The organism is Rivularia sp. UHCC 0363, assembly GCF_034931125.1.
Classification (GTDB): Bacteria; Cyanobacteriota; Cyanobacteriia; order Cyanobacteriales; family Nostocaceae; genus Rivularia.
In genome coordinates this window covers 1-19792 of sequence record NZ_JAYGHM010000084.1, presented here as the reverse complement: position 1 = coordinate 19792, position 19792 = coordinate 1, and the positions used below count along the sequence as shown (strand labels likewise).

The following is a 19792-nucleotide window of genomic DNA, read 5'->3' as shown; positions in this document are numbered from 1 at the left end:
GCTAAGATAAGCAATCTTTATTACAAACGCAACATACAACTCGTGACCAAAACCCGCATCATCGCCTTATTTAACCAAAGTGGGGGAGTAGCCAAAACAACGCTGACTCAAAACCTCGGCTACCATCTCGCGCTCAAAAAACGCCGCGTTTTACTTGTAGACATGGACCCGCAAGGAAGTTTAACAACTTTTATGGGTTTAGAACCCGATACTTTGTCAGAAAGCATACAGCAAGCAATTGTTGAAAATAAGCCATTACCCATTTACCCAGAATTAATTCACGGTATGGCACTCGTCCCCGCCGACATTAATTTAGCTGCTAGCGAAATGCAGCTATTTAGCGCGATCGCCCGTGAATATCGCCTCAAAAATGCACTAGCTGTCGTTAAAGATGACTACGACTTTATTCTTATCGACTCGCCCCCGTCGTTGGGTTTACTTAGCATTCTTAGCCTTACCGCCGCTACTCATATTCTCGTTCCCATTCAGTGCCAATTCAAATCCTTTAAAGGAACCGAACTTTTACTCAACACCGTTTCCCAAGTCCGCGCCCATACAAACCCGACATTGCAATTTGCCGGGTTCGTTCCCACAATGTTTGATAGCCGCACCGCTCAAGAATCGCGCACCGTCAAAGCAATTCAAGAACAATTATCAGATATTGGTACAGTTTATCCACCAATTCCTAAAACTATCGCTTTTGCTGATGCATCCGAACACCGATTACCGCTAGCATTGTTTGATAAAAATCATAACGCCATCAGCGTAGTTAAAAAAATCGCCAATAGCTTAGATAAACTTGAAGTAAAATCGTGACTAATAAAAAACGTAACGAACCCTACACCGCTATCAAAAAACCCGTTGATTTGCTATTCGGAAATAGCGCCGCGCCTTCTATGCCAGAAAATCAACCCAGTCCCAACACAATTCCCCTAACCCAAATAAAATTACCAATATCCCAACCCCGCCGTTATTTTGACCCGCAAAAACTAGCAGAATTATCGCATTCAATTAAAGAATTAGGCATTCTCGAACCACTCCTGGTGCGTCCTTTACCAAAAAATATTTACGAACTAGTAGCTGGGGAACGCCGTTTCAAGGCTTCTCAAATGGCGGGACTAACCGAAGTACCCGTAATTGTCCGCGAGATGGACGACATCATCACCCATCAGGTGCGCTTAGTAGAAAACCTGCAACGCGAAGACCTCAATCCCTTGGAAGAAACCGAGGGCATTTTGGAACTGTTGGTCATGCGGTTGGAACTTAGCCAAGACGAAGTAATCAGCTATCTTAACCGAATGCGGAACGTTTGTGACCGTCACAAAGATGAAGATTCAGAAGTGAGACATAACGTTATGTCTCAAGGCGAAACTCAGGTAATTGAAGAACTATTTGCATCTTTAGGAAAGATGGGTTGGGATTCGTTTGTCAAAAATCGTTTGCCTTTGTTCAAGCTACCCCCTTCGGTGTTGGAAGTCTTACGGCAAGGGAAATTGGAGTACACCAAAGCACGGGCGATCGCCAAAGTTAAAGACGAGCAGAAGCGGCAGGATTTGATAGAAGTAGCGATAGCCCAAAACTTATCCCTGACTCAAATCAACGAGCGCGTTAAAGCAGCCAACCAGATAGCAGCACCAGCACATCCACTCAAAGAGCGCTACAAAATTGCACTACCGCGATTACAGAAGTCTAAAGTGTGGGACAATCCCAAAAAGCAGAAAGCTTTAGAAAAACTACTAGCTCAAATTGATGCGCTGATTGAGGAGTAGTATTGTTTAGGAGAAAACACCATTATTTGACGAGTAAACATAAATACAAAAAAACAGCAGTACCTGAAAAGTCGAGGAAACTGCTGCATGAAGATGGTATGTGTGGTTTCAGAGCAATAATAGAATAAAGATAAATTTCACATATACAAATGAATTTTCTTCCTTAAGCGCCTTGCAAACTAACGTCACCAAAGGTGATGTTAAACTCTTCGCATGCCTCTTGCTACAGACTTAAGTGTAAGTTCTTGATAAAATTTTAGCCATTGATAGGTTTGGGGATTTGAAATCATAATCAATCAGACCTAAAATCATCCAGGTATAAAGCCCACATAAAATGAAACTATAAAATCGCCTTGACCCAAATTATGAATAGTAGAAAAGTGAAAACATGAAGATTCTATTACCAAAACTTAATTTAGATTTGTTTTTTGGCGTTGCATAAATGCGGGATGAATTATGTTGACACGGGTACTTCCTTATACTTTAAATGAAGTAGTAATCGAATTAAATATTTAAGCATATCTACGGATTTTGAATAGCATAATGTTTTTCGGCGTAATCTTGCCAGATAATGACGTAGGCGAGTATTTTCTCCTTCAACCCTGGTCATATAGGGGTACAGCCGAGATACGTGTAAAATGGGACACGAAGCAAAGTTTTATTAAGATAGTTGCAATAATCTAGATTTTGTGGTTTTATATTTGCCTAAACTTACTTTCCTGGTGCAGAGAATACATACTACTCTGCACCAATCAGCTAAGGGTAAACATCAAAAAAGGGTGCCGTTTGTTTTGGAGCGGCTAAGATGCTTGCTGGGAGAGTGTTTCAGCCTTACCGTACAATTTTCATGTTTTGGCACGGTGATGCCTAATAAGGTCATATTATTAAGGTACGCTCATATTTATAAGTAAACATAAAGTACCTTAGTTTTTAGCAGGAATGACCGCAACTGTCACAAGCGATGATAAGCTTCGTCTTCCCCTCCCCTCCGCCTAAAAAACTAATTAAATATAGTCACAATCAATAGAATAAGGATAATCAAAAAGTTTCAATAAGGATTTCAATAAATATGAATGGCTAATTGAAAATGCTTCCTGCATCACCTCTTCCGAAAAATACCGACAATTATTTATTTTTTTTACTTGAGGATGCATGATTGTATTTCTGATTTCAGTTATCGCCGTTATTGTATCTTCCCAATTCAATTCTTTAGCTAATTTGTGTATTTCTTTATATTTGTCCAATTCTTCTTTTGGAATACCAAGAAATTTTAATAAAAGTCTTATTTGTCCCGAAGCTCTTAATGCTTTAAAATCATTCGCACTCATGCAATCATTTACATTTAAATATACCCAAGCAATTTTTTCCAAAGCAGCTTGTAACGAGCATATAGAGGTATTATAACCATTAAAATGTTTTAGACTTTCAATATACCATTGAATAGAATTTTTAATAGTTTCATGCCAGACTGAACTCTGCCACTTTTCTATAAATCCTGCAAACGGTGCCACAATTCTTAAAGTAGAATCAACCCAAGTCCACCTGTAACCATCTTGCCACGAATCGGCTAACATTATAGGATTGCGCCATTCTTCTAAAATTTGATTTCCTTCCAAATCAAAACCACACACCATAAGCGGAGCTATCCATATCCCCCTTACAAAAGACAAATAATAACTAAATGCTTCAATTATTTTATAAACTTCATCCAACGTAAAGCAAGCGTTATCCTTTCGCTGTATTTTACAAATATGAGTTATACCAAATCCACCTTCAAATTCCAGTAATTCTGTCAAATCAAAGCAATTATCTAAAGTACCTAAGACAATATGCCAGTCATCATAATCAAATATAAATTGACCTTCAAAATCTAACCATCCTTCCCGGTGTATTTCAATTTCATTTTCTTGTTCGTCTTCATAAAATTCAAAACGGTTAGAAATATTAAACCACCAAAAATTAGTAAAGTGAAAAACTACCGAATGTAAATCGTCATCGCTTCCTTGAACAAAAGGTTCCGTAATATATCCCAACAACTGTACCTTTTTGTTTCCACCCCAACTTGTACTTTTATGAACCCGTACTTTTAACCGATGCTCAGATGAAAATTCTGTCAACTTTAACTGTAAATTATCTTGATTATCCCAATCAAACTTTTCTTCATCATAATGAATAAACTTAAAATTTATATTTGGCGAAGGATGCCATGATATTTTAACAAAAGCTTCCCCTTCAATTATTTGTGCATCACTAATTAATTCTGCAAATCCTTGATACAGTAAAATATGTTGACTAGGATTATTTTGCATCATTAATTTAGGTTGCGGTTGCCATTGAGTCATAAGATTAATACTTTTGCAGTAAACTTCAATATTCAAAGATACATCATTTATTATTAACCTACATATTTATCTACCAGTATTAGCTCTATTAACAATTGATTAAAAAGTATCATTAGATTTTTTTAAATATAACAATCTTCAGTAATCCCAAATGCTAAATTGAGCTTAAGTAAGTTCCTAATTAGGAACTTACTTAACTTTCATGTGATTAATTTAGTTTTAATTAAGTATTAAAATAATTGATGCTTTCAGAAATAATACTATAGGTATCCGCTCCCAGCTTTCTCCAACAAAGCCTTTACCTTCCGCACGGTATTAACTGAAGCATCCGCAGCTTCAGCCGCTTTTCTCAGCGATAGCCCTTGATCTAATGCAGCTGCTACAAGCTGCGATGATGGTTTAGCTAAAAATTCCTTTTCGGTTTCCGAACCTACGGGACGACCGATATGTGTACCCCAATGTGCCGCGCGTTTCATCCCCGTTTTTATCGCAAGAGAACGTCTTTCTTCTCCAAGCAGTTCTTCTAGAAGTTCCTCAACTAAACTTGGTTTACCTGCCAAAATATCGGATTCAACAGAAGAAAGCACCTTCTTCTTCATCCTCCGTAGATCGGTTAACGCTGCCTTACCTTCCCCTTCTACTTCAAATTTATAGTATTCAGTAAGGTTGCCGATGGGATAATTGTGTGGAGCATATCTATATTTAAAATATTTCTCAACATTTCCTCGATGCTGCCATTGCCCTAATACTTTAATAGAGCAAGATTGGAAATGTTTAAGTAAATCTTGTTTAATCTCATAGACTCGTTCGGTAACATTACGAGTGGTAATCCCAATCTTATAAAATGTTTTCCCATCAACATTAATTTGAAGATAGTAAAGAGTATTAGATAAAATTTTCTTTAACTCAGCCCGAAATATTTGTAAGTCGCTGAGGGATTCATTAAAGCTAGATTCACCGTTTAAATAATATAATCGCGCCTTTTTATCTAATTTCTGCAATTTCTCTTCAATTAAAGGTTCTTGTATTTGGTTAAACAACATCAAAGATAAAGTACCTACCGGAATTTTACCCAGCTTTGTAAACTCATAAGAACCATAACGGCGGTAATCGTTGTATTTCAACAACTCCTTTTTAATAAAAACTGATTTAATCTCGCTTTCGTTAATCCCTTTATTAATACACCCGTACTTGTTCCAAAGTTGTTTTAAATGCTCCAACTCCTTACCAGTCAGCGATATATTAAAGCTATCGTATAAAGGTAGATTGGGTGCTTCCCTACTTTTACTAGCGACTTCCCGGCAAGTTTCTCCATCATGAGCAAAGTGATGTTCCTTTATGCGCCCCTTCTTGGCTGTAAGTTTGCCACCACAGTACGGACACCTTAACTCGGTTTTACCCCTGGGGCATTCTTCAATTGGAACAAGGTTATTATCTTGATTAACGCCGTACCTGAGCCACATATAGCGCACCCTTTATTTGACACACCTCCTCAATTATATTTTGTTACTGACGCTCCCGTATGTGGCGATAAATATTATTGTTATCAATGGCTGATTGCTCCTTAATTTTCATCCCATGCAAAAATACTTACCAATCAAATAAAATTGATGCATTAAGCAGCATTTTGAATGCATATTTTCATCAAAGCAGCAACAAGCATTGTGACACTTATTCAATGTAATAATGTAGTACGCTAATAGTTAAGTTAAAAGTAAGAATATTAACTGTCACAGATTGTCACATATCCTTCAACCACAGTATTTTCATTAACTGGTGCCGAGCAGCGTCCCTGCGCGGTAGAAGAATAAATGAGCCTGGAAAGGTTATGGGGGAAAGTTTTAGTCCACTTGTAGTATTATACTTTGTTTTTGCTCAGTTTTGGTTTGAAGCAAAATTATTCGACTAATATTTTATGCACTAACTTTTTGAGTATAGATAATTAGTATATAGATTTTTAGTGTTTAATTATTTCACTTAATATAATTTTGACAATAAAAAAAACATCTTTAAATAACGTACACTAATTTTTTATACGTAAATGGTTTATATCTAGATTTTTAATATTCGTCTTTTCTTTCTTGTCTACGTATGTTCGATTCGTACAGAAAATCTCTTTTAACACAGTCCTGCCGATTGTAGTGTAGGCACTTGCCCGTTCAATGTTGTTCGATTTTGGGTTGGTCATCTTTACCCATATCAAGAACGCATTCATTCCAATTAGGAGAGTAAATTTCTTCTTCTCCTGGTGAGTCTTGTACTGTTCAACTATTTTTGTATAAAGCTTTTTAATTTGCGTTCGGCGCAGCCGTGCGGCTGATCGCCACGAACTACCCTCCGGCTTCGATTTTATTCAGTTTAGCCAAAACCTGCTCCAGTATGGAATTTGGAACTGGAACGTCAAAATCAATTGCTTGGGATTTCAGCCAGTCTTCCTTTACTAAATTACTTAGTTCAGATTTGGTATATTCTTCTGTTAATCGACCTTTGGCGATTAATTCTTTTATTGCGCTCAACGGAACGCGGAAAGATACTATGGGTGATTCATTGCTCATATGTACTGTATACATTGTACACAACACTTTTATCAATGCTCAACGGCAGTCAGCAAGGAGAATTTACAAAAATTTAGAGAGACTAGGCAATTAAATATTTTCACCTTCCCCTTGTGTCAGTAGACGTGTACACTGTATACGTTAATTGGATTCCAAGTAAGGGGTGCGATATTTGATTATTATCATTTCTAAGCGAGCAACCACCTCGGAAATTGAGCAGATGCTCACCGATCATAAATTTTACATCAAACTGGTAGTAGATATCGAACGCCGCATCCTAGCTGGCGGCGGCGAAATGCATTATGATTGCGAACAGGTTTTACTCTTAAATGGCAGTCAGCAACAAAACCTTTGGGGTGCAGGTTATATGCCCTCAACTGGAAGCGTGACCTACGATTCGTTAATAAATATCCGCCCGCGTCAGAACCGCTCGATGGAAATTCTTGACGTTAACATAAAAGAAAACGTAGCTCAAATCGTAACAGAATTACTGGGAACATCATGAATACAGCATACTTAGATAAAGAGCATTTTCAACAACACGATATTTCCACAAGATTGACCCACTTGGCGGCACACCTCACTCAAATCCAATCGCTTACCAGTAAGCTCGCTCCTAAAGACGAAATCGCTAGCTTCATGCGTCAAAGTCTGCATTTTATTGAATGGACTGTTCCATCTTTAGTTGAGATTGATGTTGAACAAGCCGCAGAATTAGTGGATTTGGGGCGTACTATTGCTCGGTGGCAGCACAGCTGGAATAAAGTTTGTGCTGAAACGAATTCTCGAAACGAAATTGCTGATATTGCAGGTAAACTTTCAGAGCGAGTCCGGGAAATCTCAGCAGTAGTATAATCTTTTTGCTACCACGCCTACTCTGTAGCAATCGAACACGTTTAACTTCGTTTCAGAGAACTTAGAAAGGATAGTAGTGTTGACTCCATATTACAAAACTGCGGTTCTCCGTTCAAATGATACTTTTAACCTCTATTTTGATATCACATATTGTGAGATAGAAAGATGGGAGAAATAAAATTCCGTTTTGATTCTAAAAGCGGTTGGAGATGCATCTATTAAGTACAAAGAAGACGGTTATAAGCAGGTAGTCTACACAGATAAAAACGGAAAAGAATTATTGAATGCGACTATTCTCGGTTCAACCGTCGCGTACCTTCTTAAAATAATTTGATGGTAATGATGTTGAATGCTAGCGCGTAACTTCTTGTAGAGAAACAGCTTTATCGTTATTTCAATCTTCTGCTATTTTTAAAAATAATTAAATTAGGGATTTCTTGGCTTTTAATAAATTAAAATAAAAACCACGCCGTTCCAAATTCACTCACAGTACGCGGGATTGCGCCGTCACATCCACACTTCCGAAATATTCCCCCAATATTACTCGTTCCGCCTACTCCCGAAAGCAATTTCGAGTAGCTTCGTTATAATCGAAGTGGACTCACTTCACTTCTGCGCCCCTTCGGGGTGGGCTACGCCCATCCTCGCTCGCTGTACGCTCTCTCGGACACAGAAGTTGCGTTCGCCCTACGGGGCTTGTCATACACTCGTTGTTGGTGGGGTTTTTCAATGACTGCTTTAGCAATCATGCGCGTTGGGAAATTAAAAAGTTTTGGGAATGTGGGCGGTAGCGAAAAACATACAGCCCGTCTCCAAGATACACCAAATGCTGACCCTTATAAAGAAAATATTCGGCTAATTGGAAATAATAATGACCCGTCTTTAGAAGAAATAGTAAAAGCCAAAATAGCTGATAATACTAAACATAAGCCGCGTAAAGATGCGGTATTATGCAGCGAAATTTTCTTAAGCGCATCCCCAGAATATTTTCGTCCTCATGACCCTTCAAAGGCTGGGGAATGGGATGATAAATTGATGTGGAATTTTACTAATGCTTCAACAAAATGGTTACAAGAAAACTTTGGAGAAAAATGCGTTAGGGCTGAACTACATTTGGATGAATCTACTCCCCACATCCACGCTTATATAGTCCCAGTCAATGACAAAACTAAGAAACTAAGCCACAAAGCAATGTTTGGTGGAGATGGCAGGCAAGCTAGTATTAAAATGTCCAAACTCCAGGATAGCTATGCCAAAGGGCTGGCACATTTGGGCATTGAAAGGGGTGTGAAGGGCAGCAAAGCCACTCACACCAAGGTTAAGGAATATTACCAAGCAGTAAACCAAGAACCTTTAACTTTGGAATTAGACCGATTAGCACCCAAACGGGGGGAGACGGCACAGCAGTTATTTGAGCGCATCAAAGCAAACCCCACAATCCAATCCATCAATCACCAGCTAGCTGACCATAGAAGAATTGTAGAGTTAGAAAGACGGGCATCTCAAAAAGCAACGGCTTCTGAAAAATTACGGCAGCAGTTAGAAAAGCGCGTAGCTGAACTAGAAGCTGAAAACTTTTATTGGAAACAGCAAGCTGATAAATTAAGGGACTTGCCCCTGGAAGAAGTGGCATGGAATTTAGGACTAGATAAAGCTGATAAAGGAGAAAATCGTTGGAAGGGCTTGGAACGAGTTGTTAGTATTAATGGTTCTAAGTGGTACGACTTTACGGAAAAAAAAGGTGGCGGTGGAGCTATTGATTTAGTTATGCACGTTAACAATTCCAATTTTCGGTCTTCTGTCGCCTGGTTATACGACCAATTTGGGGAAGAGGGAATGCTACGTGCTACCAAAGCTTTTACAGAAAAACAAGCTACTAAAATTGTCCGAGAAGAACCCGCACCAACTTTTGAGCCACCAACCCCGGATGAATCAAAGTGGCTGGGTGTACAAGATTATTTGGTACAAAAACGCGGATTGCCTGAAAACTTTATTATTGGACTTAACCAAAAGGGATGGCTATATGCTGATGACCAGCAAAATGCCGTCTTTACAATGCGCGAGTTGACGGTAAGTGCAGAATTTCAACGAAATGCAGAAACGACGTTAAAAGGTGCATTTTTGCGGGGAACGCGGGGAGAGAATAATTCGTTTATGGGATACGCGCTCAATTCAAAACGGAGGGAGGGATGGTTTTACTTCCATTTGGGCGGTAAGCCAGGAGATGAAATACAAAAAGTAGTCCTTTGTAAATCTCCTATTGAAGCGCTCTCGTGTGCCAATATTGGGCTAAATGAACGTAGAGGTATGCCATCTGAAAGAACCATGTATATGGCGGTGGATAGCACTCTTAATCTGCCGTTAGAATTTCTTAGAGAAGTGAGAGCTATTACTGCTGCCTACGATAACGATGATACAGGACGCAGTAGGGCACGAGCTATAAAAGAATTACTACCGCAGACAACCATAGCGCACCCGAAAGCAGAGGATTGGAATTTAGAACTATTGGAGCGTTTGCAGCTTCAAAAGGTGCAGCAATTTGAAGCATCTAAGAAAAAGAATCGGGGATTTGAACGCTAACAGGATTGTACAGCCGATGCATAAGACCACATCTATTAAATTTAAACCCCCATTACCTGGTTTCTTATCCATCTGTCTAATAACAAACCACAAGCAAGAACGCAACTGGAAACCGCTTCGCTAAATCAGGCGGGAGTAGTCACTGCCACAAAAATTACTTGTGGGATAACACAGTGAACGAGTAGCAGCACCTACTCCTCCGCCAGATTTTTCCAGTTGCTGGTGGGCTGGTATCCTTTCCAAGATTTTAATAGGAACGTTGTAAGAGTTGGAATAGTAACAGTTTTAGATAGATAATGTTTTCCGTCCAAGTGGGAAGGTTAATTGTCTATCTCCTAGTCTTTAGGACAAACTTCCGTCATCTAGTTCATGCCGATAAAAACACACATTGAATTCTGCAAAAAAGTTCATGTGTCCAAGGATTAGAGGTGCATCGTTTGATTGAGTCCAAGCAAATGCGAGCAATATCGGTGTAAAGTTAGCAACTTTGCCCGACAAAACTACCCCCCGCGCTTCGTTATTAGCCAGATTCCCGCTTAAGGCTATTGGTACAGTTTGTTCTTCCCAAACTGCTCCTAGTTGTAACCCAATTTCATAGGGTAGAACATTGACACGCTTCTCCTGTGTCTAATAATGCCATTACTTCTAGGGATTTATTACCGTTACTAAGAGTCAATGCCAAATAGGGCATGGTGCTGACTTGCCCAAAACTATCGGTTCTTTCTGTAAATGAAAAACGCTGACCTTCAAGCATTAGATTCTTCTTTTGCTGTTGCTAACAGGTCTGATAAGGCTTGCACTGACTTATCCGATGCTTGAGGCGACCAAACGGTGGCACTGGTTGAAGCGAGTTGATTCAAGAGCGTATTCTCTGCGTCACTTGTTTCTAAGTTACACCCTTCTTCTTTAGCAACAGCCAACAGGAGAAAGTGGATTAGTCGTAACTTATCTTGATGTGATAACTGGTTAACTGTCGGTAAAATTTCGCTGAGGGTCATGGCATAATTTTAAGGTAATTTATGTTTAGCGTAGCAAAGCCGCTTACTAGAATATAATTTAACTCGTTTTTTACCTATTAATATTTACTACAAATATACCGAGACGTTTCTACGACCTTCCATCTTATTTTGATAAGAGCCTCGGAAATATTTAAGAATTAGTAGAGCGAATTTCACCATGTTGTTCAATATGTTCGACTAACCGCTTAGTTTCACCACCAGCCCGTTTCAATTCCTCAAGATTGCCCACCAAAACAAATAATTCCCTTGCTCTACTAACGGCTGTATTGAGTAAATTAGGTTTACGATTAAGGAACCAAAAACTATGCTCCTGGTGGCATTGATAAGGAGATAATATTATGGCTGCTTTCTCTCCTCCTTGGAAGGTGTGAACTGTGCCAATATCGTTCCAAGAAAAGTTTTGCCTTTCTCGGTTAGAAAGTCGATATCTGAGTGCGTTGGCTTGTTGCAAAAACGGCGATATTACCCCAATCGTTTTTGAATTGTCCTTGTCATCAGCGATATAGGAGGTAAGGAAAGCTTCTATGGCATCAATTTCTTCTGGATTGGTATTATTTACGTGGCTTCCTTCGACATGGTAAGCCAGTAGGTGCGGATATTGTGCAGAACTATCGTAATTTGAAAGAATTTGTAAACCACCGGGATAGTTGGGACTGCAAAATTGGATAATAGGCGCAGCACAGCGGTAGTGATTCCTTAAGACAATTCCGGTACCTAAGTCCCCTTCTGTGCCATTAGCGCCAGCAGCGCGATGATAAGCGGTAGCAGTGTATTTGGCTGTAGGGGCATAACGATAATAATCTTCATTGGTCATCCCTTGTTCCAGAAAAGCGGTTTTGAGGTACTGTTTGATGGTGTCGTCGCACAGGTTTATAATTGGCTCAATTTGTTTTGGGTCGCCTGCTACGACTGCTTGTTTGGAACGAACCAGTAAGGGAAATAGTTGATGTATTAAAGTTGTTCCAGATTCATCTGCTAATGCCAGCGCAATACTATTGGAGTGAAGGGTTGGTAGCATATTGCGTACCGATTGCAAGCTGGAGCTAATAACGGGGAAAATTAAACTTAAGTGACGGTAGATATTTTCTGGTTCAGTTTCTAGTTTGAGCAATGCATCTCCGTCTCCCGTTAAGGCGCTTCCGTAGGTTTCTACCGCTTGCATGACCTTATCTTTACATCGGAGTGTTTCTTGTTGAAGGAATGAGAAAGCACGTTGAAATAGTTCTACCTGTTGTGAATGGTAGTCGCGGTAAAAGCGGCTGTAAAAATCTTCGTCTGGGTAGCTATCAAGTTGTGTTTGGAGTTGTTGGTGATGAGTTTGTTTTGACTCCAGTTGCTGGTTTAATGTTGTCAGATGCGTTTTAATTTCGGTTACTTTTGGATTAATATTCTGCCATTGTTGGGAGGAATCAAGTTTTTGGTTTACTTCTGTCTGGGATGCAGCTAAACCCTCTCGGTCAAGGGGTAACTGGAAAGGATGCGCTGTAGCTAAGGTATTTAAAACAGCAGCGTTTACACGATTCGCTAAACGTTTAAAAACTAGTTTATCGGTAGTAAAATTAATCCAATCAAAAGCGCGTTTGGTGATTGAGTCGGATACATGAGGTAATTCCCGTTCTGCCCTTAATAATCCTTCTTTTATTTGTTGATAGGCATAAGAAGGAAAATCGGCATAATCTCCTAAGCTTGATGACTGTTCTTGATGTAGTTGTAACTTTTCATTAATAGCAGCAATTTCATTATTGAGAGATTGGATTTGGGCATCTAGTTGTGATAGCTGCTCTGCATTAGCAGTTTGTTGGCTCTCGTTGAAACGATCTTGCTCTATTAGCTGTTGGATTTCGTTTTCTGCTGATAATAAATCAAGTTTGGCTTGTTCCCATGTCTCATGGTTGAATTCAGTAGTTCGCAGCCAGTCAAGACAAGATTGTAGTTTTGGAAGTGTTGAACGTCTGATAACTCCTTGACTACCACCGTCTAGATAAAAGTGTTCGGTGGGGAATTTCTCAAAAAGTCTTTGTTGGAATTTTTGAATAGCACTGTTGTTAGTGCTGGCAAATAACGTTAGATTACTCGCATCTTCTTCCCCGCGAACAATTCGGAGCGCTCTTTTTACGACTTGCTGCGCTACTAAATGTAAGAATAATTCAGTCTTCCCCGTCCCCGGTGGTCCGTGAACGGCAGTTATGGGATTATGTTGGGCGTGTTTAAGTGCTGAGGCTTGGAATGAATCGGGTGCGTGAGACGGAAACGCTCCCCAAAACATAACTTCCGAATCGGGTGGTAATGGTGAATTGCAAATATATTCAAGAGCAGGATGATTATCAACCAGCCATTTACAATTATCTGGCGTATCGAATCGTTGCTTTAATATGTCTCGCAGGTCTTGTTTTAACTGAACGTTGTACGGTGAAAAATCGCAGCGCAGTAAATAAGGTTGTCGTCCAGTTTTGTATTTACCTTCTGGTAAGTCTACCTGGTCGATAAAATCGTGCAGGCTGGGAAATTTTCTTTGCCAAGTATCTTCTAAAAATTTAAAGATGCCTTCCGTAACAATCAAAGATTCGGCAACTTCTTCTTCTAAACCGTACAGTCGCATTAAATTTACAATTACTGGTTGAAACTCGAATTCAGTCAAGTCCCAGCCAGTTTTACGATATCTACCTTGGAATATCTTAGAAATATCAATGGTGAAGAGTGGCAGATATTTCAGCTTCTGTTCTTTTCCTCTTCCTTGAACTAAATATATTTGGGGGAAGGCGGCAGCTATTTGGAACTCATTGGGTTTATCTCGATTGATTGCGGCTTGTTGCTGTTGCTGGAATTGCTTGAAGAGTTCGCTACTCAACAACAGTTTATTGCCGACAAGTCTAACATTATCGCTGAATACGTTTGGAAAACCTTCCGACCCGCGTTCTACTTCTGCTTGAGTCAGTTCTTCTAACCTAATGTATGACAACCAGGCTTGTACGATTTGAATAAGTTTTTCTGACTCTAGCACGGGGACTCCTACTCAGATCCGGAAGTGGCTTGAATCTAAGTTAATCTTTTTCTCGTTTATCGGCAACATCCTTTAGTACTAAAAAGTTTGTCACAACTTCTTTTGTCTGGATAGGGAGTAGGGAGTAGGGAGTAGCTACGGTTTTTATAACTGAGTAATAATCATCTAATAGGATGCGGGCTTGACCAATCAATTGTCAATTCGCGATTTCACCCCTCGCCGCACCATAGCGGTGAACTCGAAGTGTCTCCTGAAGGGAGAAATTGGTAATTGCGAATTGCTTTGACTACTTACAATCATTACAAAACGTCCCAATCATCCTTCATCCACAGAATCTGTGGGGTCGTCATAACGGACTACTGTACCGTGTAGGGAAGAAAAATTTGTTTCTCCCCTAGCCGAGCGTGTTTCTTGACGTAGCTTAGAGCGCAATTGCTCAACTACAACTTCCCCATCAATACCTTCGCCTCTTTCTAATTGCTCAACAGCGACTTCTACTTTTTGACGGGTTTCTTCAACCCAATTTTGATAACCTTTTTCCCACTCGTCTAACAGTTTCAATGCTTTACTAATAACTTCCTCCGGACTTTCATATTTGCCCCTAGCAATTTGTGCTTGAATAAATTGTTCATCTTCAGGCTTGAGTTGAATATTGATAATGTGGCTGAAGATTGTGAATAACGATGTCCGTACTTTTTATTATTATGACGAAGGCTCTCAGAAAAAGTAGAGCCAGCAAGCTGCTACTGCCTCCGTTGCAGGAGAAATACTGGCTTGACCTTCTTATCAAAGTATCTCAACCGGACTGTGTAAGCGCTTCCAGTTGTGAGAGCAATTTTTCTAGGAGCTTGCGTTTTTTCTGGTCTGACCAAATACGCGATTTTTTTAGTTTGGTAGTCGCAGCAGTAAAGCGCTCTTTATAATCGTCAGATTCGGCTTTGGGAGTAGAGCTTGGGGTTTTATTCTCGCCAATACGTTGTTTGATTTCGCTTAAAGACCACTTTTGTTTAATAGCTTGGTCTAAGAAGGCAACCCGATCGTCAGTTTCTTTAATTTGGGCGATGGCTTTGGCTTTGGTGTATTCTAGGGAGCCTTTTCTTAGTGCCTCTAAAATATCTTCTGGAAGGTTTAACAGAGGCAAGCGGTTGTTAGCGAATGATTCCCAGGTCATCAAACCCAAGCCGTTAAACACTTCTTCAACAATTTTTAACTCTGGATTTTCTTGATTAGATGACTCGTTTTTATCCGAATCACCTTTGACAATAACGTTATTGTCAGATTCTTTTGGCTCTAATTCCTGTTCCCCAACAACGTTATTTTCATCATCTTTTTTTTCAGCTTCTTCTTTTCCAATAACGTTATTGGAAGTTTTTTCTTGAGAGGAGGATTCTTGCTCAATAACATTATTATCAGCTTCTTTTTTTTCAGGTTCTTCTATTCCAATAACGTTATTGGAAGTTTTTTCTGCTTCTTTACGTGAGTGTTGTAAGCGGCGCAGTAAAGGGGGAATTTCTTCAACATCTTTACCTAATCTGATAGCCAGTAGGTGCAAGATGCCTTCTGTTTCTTCTACGGGGTTGAGGTCTTCTCGTTGCAGGTTCTCAATTAATGCTAGTTGAAAGGCTGCTTCGTTGCTCAATTCACGGATAACGACGGGTACATCTTTTAATCCACATTCTTTGGCGGCACGGTAGCGGCGCTCTCCTGCTACCAATTCGTATCCAGTTCTAGCTCTAGGACGCACCAACAAGGGTTGCAAGATGCCGTGTTGTTTGATGGAGTTGGCTAATTCTGAAAGAGCTTTGGGGTCAAAGTAGCGGCGGGGTTGAGTTGGCGCTATGTGAATTTGTTTTAATGGTACATTCTGAGTGGAATCGGCTTTGTCGGTAGCTGAAACGTTTGTGGTGTCCCAAGGGATGTCAATTTGACTTTTAAGTGGTTGGCTGCGTTTGCGGTTCATAATGACTCCATATGAATGGCTATTTGTTCAAGTACGGGAATAGCTGGATGCTTTGGCTGATATACGGCTAAGGGCATTCTTTCTTCTGATGCATCAACAAAGGTGGTAGAACGAGAAATGGGAGGAAGGACTTTCCCGACTCCGGCAAGTTGTTCTTGAATGGCTCCCAAGGTGCGGGTGTCTTGGGAGTTACGGGCATCGTATTTAGTGGGAACAAATCCACCTATTTCCAAAGAACGGTTGACTCTAGTACGAACTCTAGCGACGGTTTTAAGAAGTTCGTTGGTGCCTTCAAAAGCTTTAAAATGGGTTTCTATAGGTACGAGGACGTGAGTTGCTGCGACAAGAGAAACGTAACTTAGCAGTCCTAAGCTGGGAGGGCAATCTATCAAGATGAAGTCGTATTCTTCTTGAATTGGTTCAATGGCGTATTTGAGGCGAAAGTCGCGCAAATCGGCATTGACTAATTGCATTTCCGCCGTACTAAGGGTGGTGTTAGTGGGCGCTAAGTCCATGCCGTGAATCCCCTCATATATTGGCAAGGGTTGTTCTTCTACTATGGCATCATACATGGATTTCTCCAATTCTCTGGGAACTAAGCCCATGAAAATTGTTAAGGAGCCTTGCGGGTCCATGTCAATGAGCAGGACTTTATGTTTCCTGCGTGCTAGGTGATAGCCCAGGTTTTGGGTTAGGGTCGTTTTAGCAACTCCTCCCGCTTGGTTGAAAATAGCGATGATTTTGGTCATAAATAATTGAGTTGACCTGCCCCGTTACTTTTTAAAGATAACTGTTATGTGTCAATTAAAGTGATTAATTTGTGAAAGGAAGCTGTTATTTTATTAAATAATGTTTATTGTTACAGTTAGCACATTGTAGAAGAAAGAGCGGACTACCGTTATAAATTTTTATCTACGTTCTTAGCTTGATGATGAGCAACCAAGAAACACTTGTGAGATTAGCATCAATTGTGGCTAATATCAATTCTTGGATTATCAAAGCTTAATACAGTTCTATAATTTACTTGTGTCGAAAGTTTTTTATCAATTTGGAACTGGGTTTAAGAATTTTAGACGCAGTTAAGAAGTCAAGTGGGGTAAAGTTCCGGCTCCAAAATATATAGATTTTTTGCTTTCCTGGTCGAGTAGCGGGACTCTATCGCTTGGAGGGACTGATTCAGTATTATCTCGAAAAGTTCCGGTGTCGGTTAATTATTCGTGTTGGGTGCGAGATATTTTGATATCGACAGTAACAGGTTTTATTTAACGAATGGAGCAGGTTATTATTTGGTAGTCGGAGTATTTGTACTGCTCAAGTCTTCCTGGGTTGTGGAAGTTAGGAATGTTTTTTTAGTGGCTTCATGACGTGATCAGAAATTTGGGCTAAAATTCATTCTCTTTTGTCACAGATTTAGTATGTCGGGTGATATTACGTTTAAATAAAACTCCACCAAAAATGGCTGATGTCAATAGACCCAATATAGGAGAAGGTTCGGGAACTTTTGTAACTGGTTTACCACCGCTAATATAATATTGTGATTTTTCCCAAACTGCTGTGCCTACTTTACGTCCTAATATCCTACCGTTGATATCTCCATCCTGGAAGTGAATACCACCGTAAAGTCGAGAAATTCCGGCTTGATCGGCAGCACTTGTAAAAGTATCCCAGCAAAGTTGAATTGTGTTGCTTGGTGTATTGGTTTCAAAGGTGGAGGTATTGGGTAATTGGGTATGACACACGCCTAGTTCATCGCTGTTGGTAAATCGGTTGAGAATCTCCGCACTAGCAGCGCTAAATGTGCTGTGTCCGGATACGTATTCGGCAAAGGGAGGGGTAACAAAGGTACTTTTTTGGTAGGGTAGCCAGGTTGTACCATCTATCCATTGAGAACCTTGATCGGGACCTGCCCAAGAATAAATTTCTTGTACATTGCTTTGGGGATTAGTACGGACTAAAGGATGGTCGTTTGGTAATAAATTATTTGCTGCTAGGTATTGGATTGCTGTGATGGGACGGACGTAATCGTAATATTCTTTGGCATCCCAAGCTGCAATACCTGCATCGGATACAGCATTACCCAAACTGAAGAATAGTTTGACGTTATCATCTAGGCTTAAATTATCTCTAGTGGAGACATATTCGGCAATCAAATGCCAGTGACCTGGTGGTAGTATGGTTTGTGGCCCGTCTGCCCAGTATTCTGCAATTACTTTTTGTTCATCTGTAAGCAAAGCGCTGTATTCAATTACTTGCAGGGCTTGGTCTATATAGGATTGAGTGCCGAATTCTGCGGGTGGTGGTGGTAGGTATTGATTCCCCGATGTTAAAGCAAAGGGTGTAACGTCTCCCCATTGCGGTGTAAGAAATTTTTGAATATTATTGCCGTTATTTATACTAATTGGTTGCCAGCGATTAGGGTCGGTAATTTTATCCCAGGTGTTGACTGGTTGGTAATTGGTGGTGTCAGCGTAATTATTTAATTGGTTGGAACCGTCGGTATATTTATTGTTAAGTAGTGTTTTAGCTACTAAGTTACCTATTCCTGCTGCGGTGTTTGTGTCGGTGGTTGTAATAGTAGAATCTATTCCCAGTTGCTGCATTAGGTGAGTGAATGCAGTTTCTTGAGTGGGGAATAAGTCTAATAAGGTGGTGTATGCAGCGTAGCTAATTGCAGTACTTTTGTTTTCTGAATTAATTTCTTCGTTAGAAACTTGAAGAGTATTGCCCAGTTGAGTACCAATTGCTACTGGGTCATAAGCTGCCCAGGCATCGTAAATACTGGTATTAACTAAGCCCAAAGCGCGGGATGTGGGAGTGGGACCCATCGAAGTGTTACTGATGGCTTCTAAGGTTGCTTGGTTCCACAATAATACTGGGTCTTCCGTGTGCAGGGAAAAGTCCATTGCTTGGGAAGGGAGGTTGAAGAGGATGCTGATTGTGGAGGATAGGAGTAGGGGGAGTTTGGTGTTTAAGTTCTTTTGTTGAAGAGATTTTGGAGTTTTCATCATTAGGAGTTGTTGTTTAGAACGGCAGCAGCTTTGCAGCAAATATCGTGATGTGGAAAGGCGATCGCACATCTATCATCAATATTTGCAGTTATTTTTAATACTTATGTCTAGTAGTTGTGTAGGGTGAAGGCGATTTTTGACGCAGGAAAATCACCTTCACCTAAGTCCGCAGTTTTGAATATTAACTAACTCGGAAACTGTAATTTACCTCTTCATTGCTGTTAGTTTGCACTGCTAAGAAATAAATTCCATCACCAGGTAAAGTAGCTTGAAAATCAAATCCTATACTCTGGGAGGTAATAAATTGATTACCAGATCCGTAAAGTACATAGGAACCAGCAAATCTTTCGCTACCTAAGTCTTCAAAGGATAATTGTTGTTCTGCTGTTCCTTCAAATTTGTACAAGATGGTTTGTTGTCCGGAGTCAAGACTACCGCTTATGGTAGTATCAAAATCGATGTTAGTAGCATTGGCTAAATCTAACAATTGGAAGCTGTAAACACCTGTTGTATTACCACTACCGTCCACAACCAGTTGATAGGTTCCGGTTTCTAATAAAGTAAGGGGTTGACGGTCAGAAACTGTATTAGTACTGAGTAATTGAACTCCACTAGGACTAATTAAGCGAGTTTCAATTCGGAAGTCACCACTAATTCCGTCGTAGTAGAGACGTTGACCTGCTGTTCCGCTAAAGGTGTAGAT

Annotated in this window: 14 protein-coding genes and 3 pseudogenes; 5 read left to right on the top strand and 12 right to left on the bottom strand. The window is 40.0% G+C overall.

The window, feature by feature from the left end; translation table 11 throughout:
* The first annotated feature begins 42 nt into the window (after positions 1 to 42).
* Together VB797_RS30740 and VB797_RS30735 are read left to right on the top strand one after the other, a co-directional pair.
* On the top strand, positions 43 to 816 hold the full coding sequence (locus VB797_RS30740; protein WP_323241572.1) for a ParA family protein: 774 nt from the start codon (positions 43 to 45) through the stop codon (positions 814 to 816).
* Complete coding sequence (locus VB797_RS30735) at positions 813 to 1769, top strand: ParB/RepB/Spo0J family partition protein (RefSeq protein ID WP_323241571.1); 957 nt, start codon at positions 813 to 815, stop codon at positions 1767 to 1769. The genes VB797_RS30740 and VB797_RS30735 overlap by 4 nt, the downstream gene beginning before the upstream one ends.
* A 454-nt stretch (positions 1770 to 2223) precedes the next feature.
* On the opposite strand, the pseudogene VB797_RS30730 reads toward VB797_RS30735, so the two are convergent.
* The 4 genes and pseudogenes from VB797_RS30730 to VB797_RS30715 form a co-directional block, all read right to left on the bottom strand.
* Positions 2224 to 2382: pseudogene (locus VB797_RS30730) on the bottom strand (IS1 family transposase); the annotation flags it as partial.
* 391 nt (positions 2383 to 2773) lie between these two features.
* Entirely contained in the window at positions 2774 to 4111 is a 1338-nt protein-coding gene (locus VB797_RS30725; RefSeq protein ID WP_323241570.1) for a hypothetical protein, read from the bottom strand.
* Positions 4112 to 4371: 260 nt separating this feature from the next.
* Complete coding sequence (locus tag VB797_RS30720) at positions 4372 to 5574, bottom strand: GIY-YIG nuclease family protein (protein ID WP_323241569.1); 1203 nt, start codon at positions 5572 to 5574, stop codon at positions 4372 to 4374.
* Positions 5575 to 6441: 867 nt separating this feature from the next.
* Complete coding sequence (locus tag VB797_RS30715) at positions 6442 to 6666, bottom strand: hypothetical protein (RefSeq protein ID WP_323241568.1); 225 nt, start codon at positions 6664 to 6666, stop codon at positions 6442 to 6444.
* A gap of 172 nt (positions 6667 to 6838) precedes the next feature.
* On the opposite strand from VB797_RS30715, the gene VB797_RS30710 reads away from it, so the two are divergent.
* The 3 genes from VB797_RS30710 (at position 6839) to mobV (ending at position 10101) form a co-directional block, all read left to right on the top strand.
* On the top strand, positions 6839 to 7171 hold the full coding sequence (locus tag VB797_RS30710) for a DUF5674 family protein (protein WP_323241582.1): 333 nt from the start codon (positions 6839 to 6841) through the stop codon (positions 7169 to 7171).
* On the top strand, positions 7168 to 7521 hold the full coding sequence (locus VB797_RS30705; RefSeq protein WP_323241567.1) for a hypothetical protein: 354 nt from the start codon (positions 7168 to 7170) through the stop codon (positions 7519 to 7521). The genes VB797_RS30710 and VB797_RS30705 overlap by 4 nt, the downstream gene beginning before the upstream one ends.
* 729 nt (positions 7522 to 8250) lie before the next feature.
* On the top strand, positions 8251 to 10101 hold the full coding sequence (mobV, locus tag VB797_RS30700) for a MobV family relaxase (protein WP_323241566.1): 1851 nt from the start codon (positions 8251 to 8253) through the stop codon (positions 10099 to 10101).
* A 335-nt stretch (positions 10102 to 10436) separates the two neighbouring features.
* On the opposite strand, the pseudogene VB797_RS30695 reads toward mobV, so the two are convergent.
* From VB797_RS30695 to VB797_RS30660, 8 genes and pseudogenes are all read right to left on the bottom strand, one after another.
* A pseudogene (locus tag VB797_RS30695) lies at positions 10437 to 10855 on the bottom strand (hypothetical protein).
* Positions 10848 to 11099, bottom strand: coding sequence for a hypothetical protein (locus VB797_RS30690; RefSeq protein WP_323241565.1), 252 nt, complete (start codon positions 11097 to 11099; stop codon positions 10848 to 10850). The pseudogene VB797_RS30695 and the gene VB797_RS30690 overlap by 8 nt, the downstream one beginning before the upstream one ends.
* Before the next feature lie 151 nt (positions 11100 to 11250).
* Positions 11251 to 14121 carry a DEAD/DEAH box helicase gene (locus VB797_RS30685; RefSeq protein ID WP_323241564.1) on the bottom strand — a complete coding sequence of 957 codons (2871 nt, stop codon included), beginning with the start codon at positions 14119 to 14121 and terminating at the stop codon, positions 11251 to 11253.
* Between the two features lie 411 nt (positions 14122 to 14532).
* A pseudogene (locus VB797_RS30680) lies at positions 14533 to 14778 on the bottom strand (ribbon-helix-helix domain-containing protein); the annotation flags it as partial.
* Positions 14779 to 14917: 139 nt separating this feature from the next.
* Positions 14918 to 16081, bottom strand: a complete 1164-nt coding sequence (locus tag VB797_RS30675) for a ParB/RepB/Spo0J family partition protein (protein ID WP_323241563.1) — start codon at positions 16079 to 16081, stop codon at positions 14918 to 14920.
* Entirely contained in the window at positions 16078 to 16830 is a 753-nt protein-coding gene (locus VB797_RS30670; protein WP_323241562.1) for a ParA family protein, read from the bottom strand. Before VB797_RS30670 ends, VB797_RS30675 begins: the two co-directional genes overlap by 4 nt.
* 633 nt (positions 16831 to 17463) lie before the next feature.
* Positions 17464 to 18984: a DUF6851 domain-containing protein gene (locus VB797_RS30665; RefSeq protein WP_323241561.1), complete on the bottom strand. Its 1521-nt coding sequence runs from the start codon at positions 18982 to 18984 to the stop codon at positions 17464 to 17466.
* Between the two features lie 286 nt (positions 18985 to 19270).
* A partial coding sequence (locus VB797_RS30660) for a hypothetical protein (RefSeq protein ID WP_323241560.1) occupies positions 19271 to 19792 on the bottom strand: 522 nt, incomplete at its 5' end.

Bases quoted from the DNA above. Each gene is read 5' to 3' on its own strand.
- VB797_RS30725 (WP_323241570.1), bottom strand. From the start codon at position 4,111: ATGACTCAATGGCAACCGCAACCTAAATTAATGATGCAAAATAATCCT.
- VB797_RS30720 (WP_323241569.1), bottom strand. From the start codon at position 5,574: ATGTGGCTCAGGTACGGCGTTAATCAAGATAATAACCTTGTTCCAATT.
- VB797_RS30715 (WP_323241568.1), bottom strand. From the start codon at position 6,666: ATGAGCAATGAATCACCCATAGTATCTTTCCGCGTTCCGTTGAGCGCA.
- VB797_RS30705 (WP_323241567.1), top strand. From the start codon at position 7,168: ATGAATACAGCATACTTAGATAAAGAGCATTTTCAACAACACGATATT.
- mobV (WP_323241566.1), top strand. From the start codon at position 8,251: ATGACTGCTTTAGCAATCATGCGCGTTGGGAAATTAAAAAGTTTTGGG.
- VB797_RS30690 (WP_323241565.1), bottom strand. From the start codon at position 11,099: ATGACCCTCAGCGAAATTTTACCGACAGTTAACCAGTTATCACATCAA.
- VB797_RS30675 (WP_323241563.1), bottom strand. From the start codon at position 16,081: ATGAACCGCAAACGCAGCCAACCACTTAAAAGTCAAATTGACATCCCT.
- VB797_RS30670 (WP_323241562.1), bottom strand. From the start codon at position 16,830: ATGACCAAAATCATCGCTATTTTCAACCAAGCGGGAGGAGTTGCTAAA.
- VB797_RS30665 (WP_323241561.1), bottom strand. From the start codon at position 18,984: ATGGACTTTTCCCTGCACACGGAAGACCCAGTATTATTGTGGAACCAA.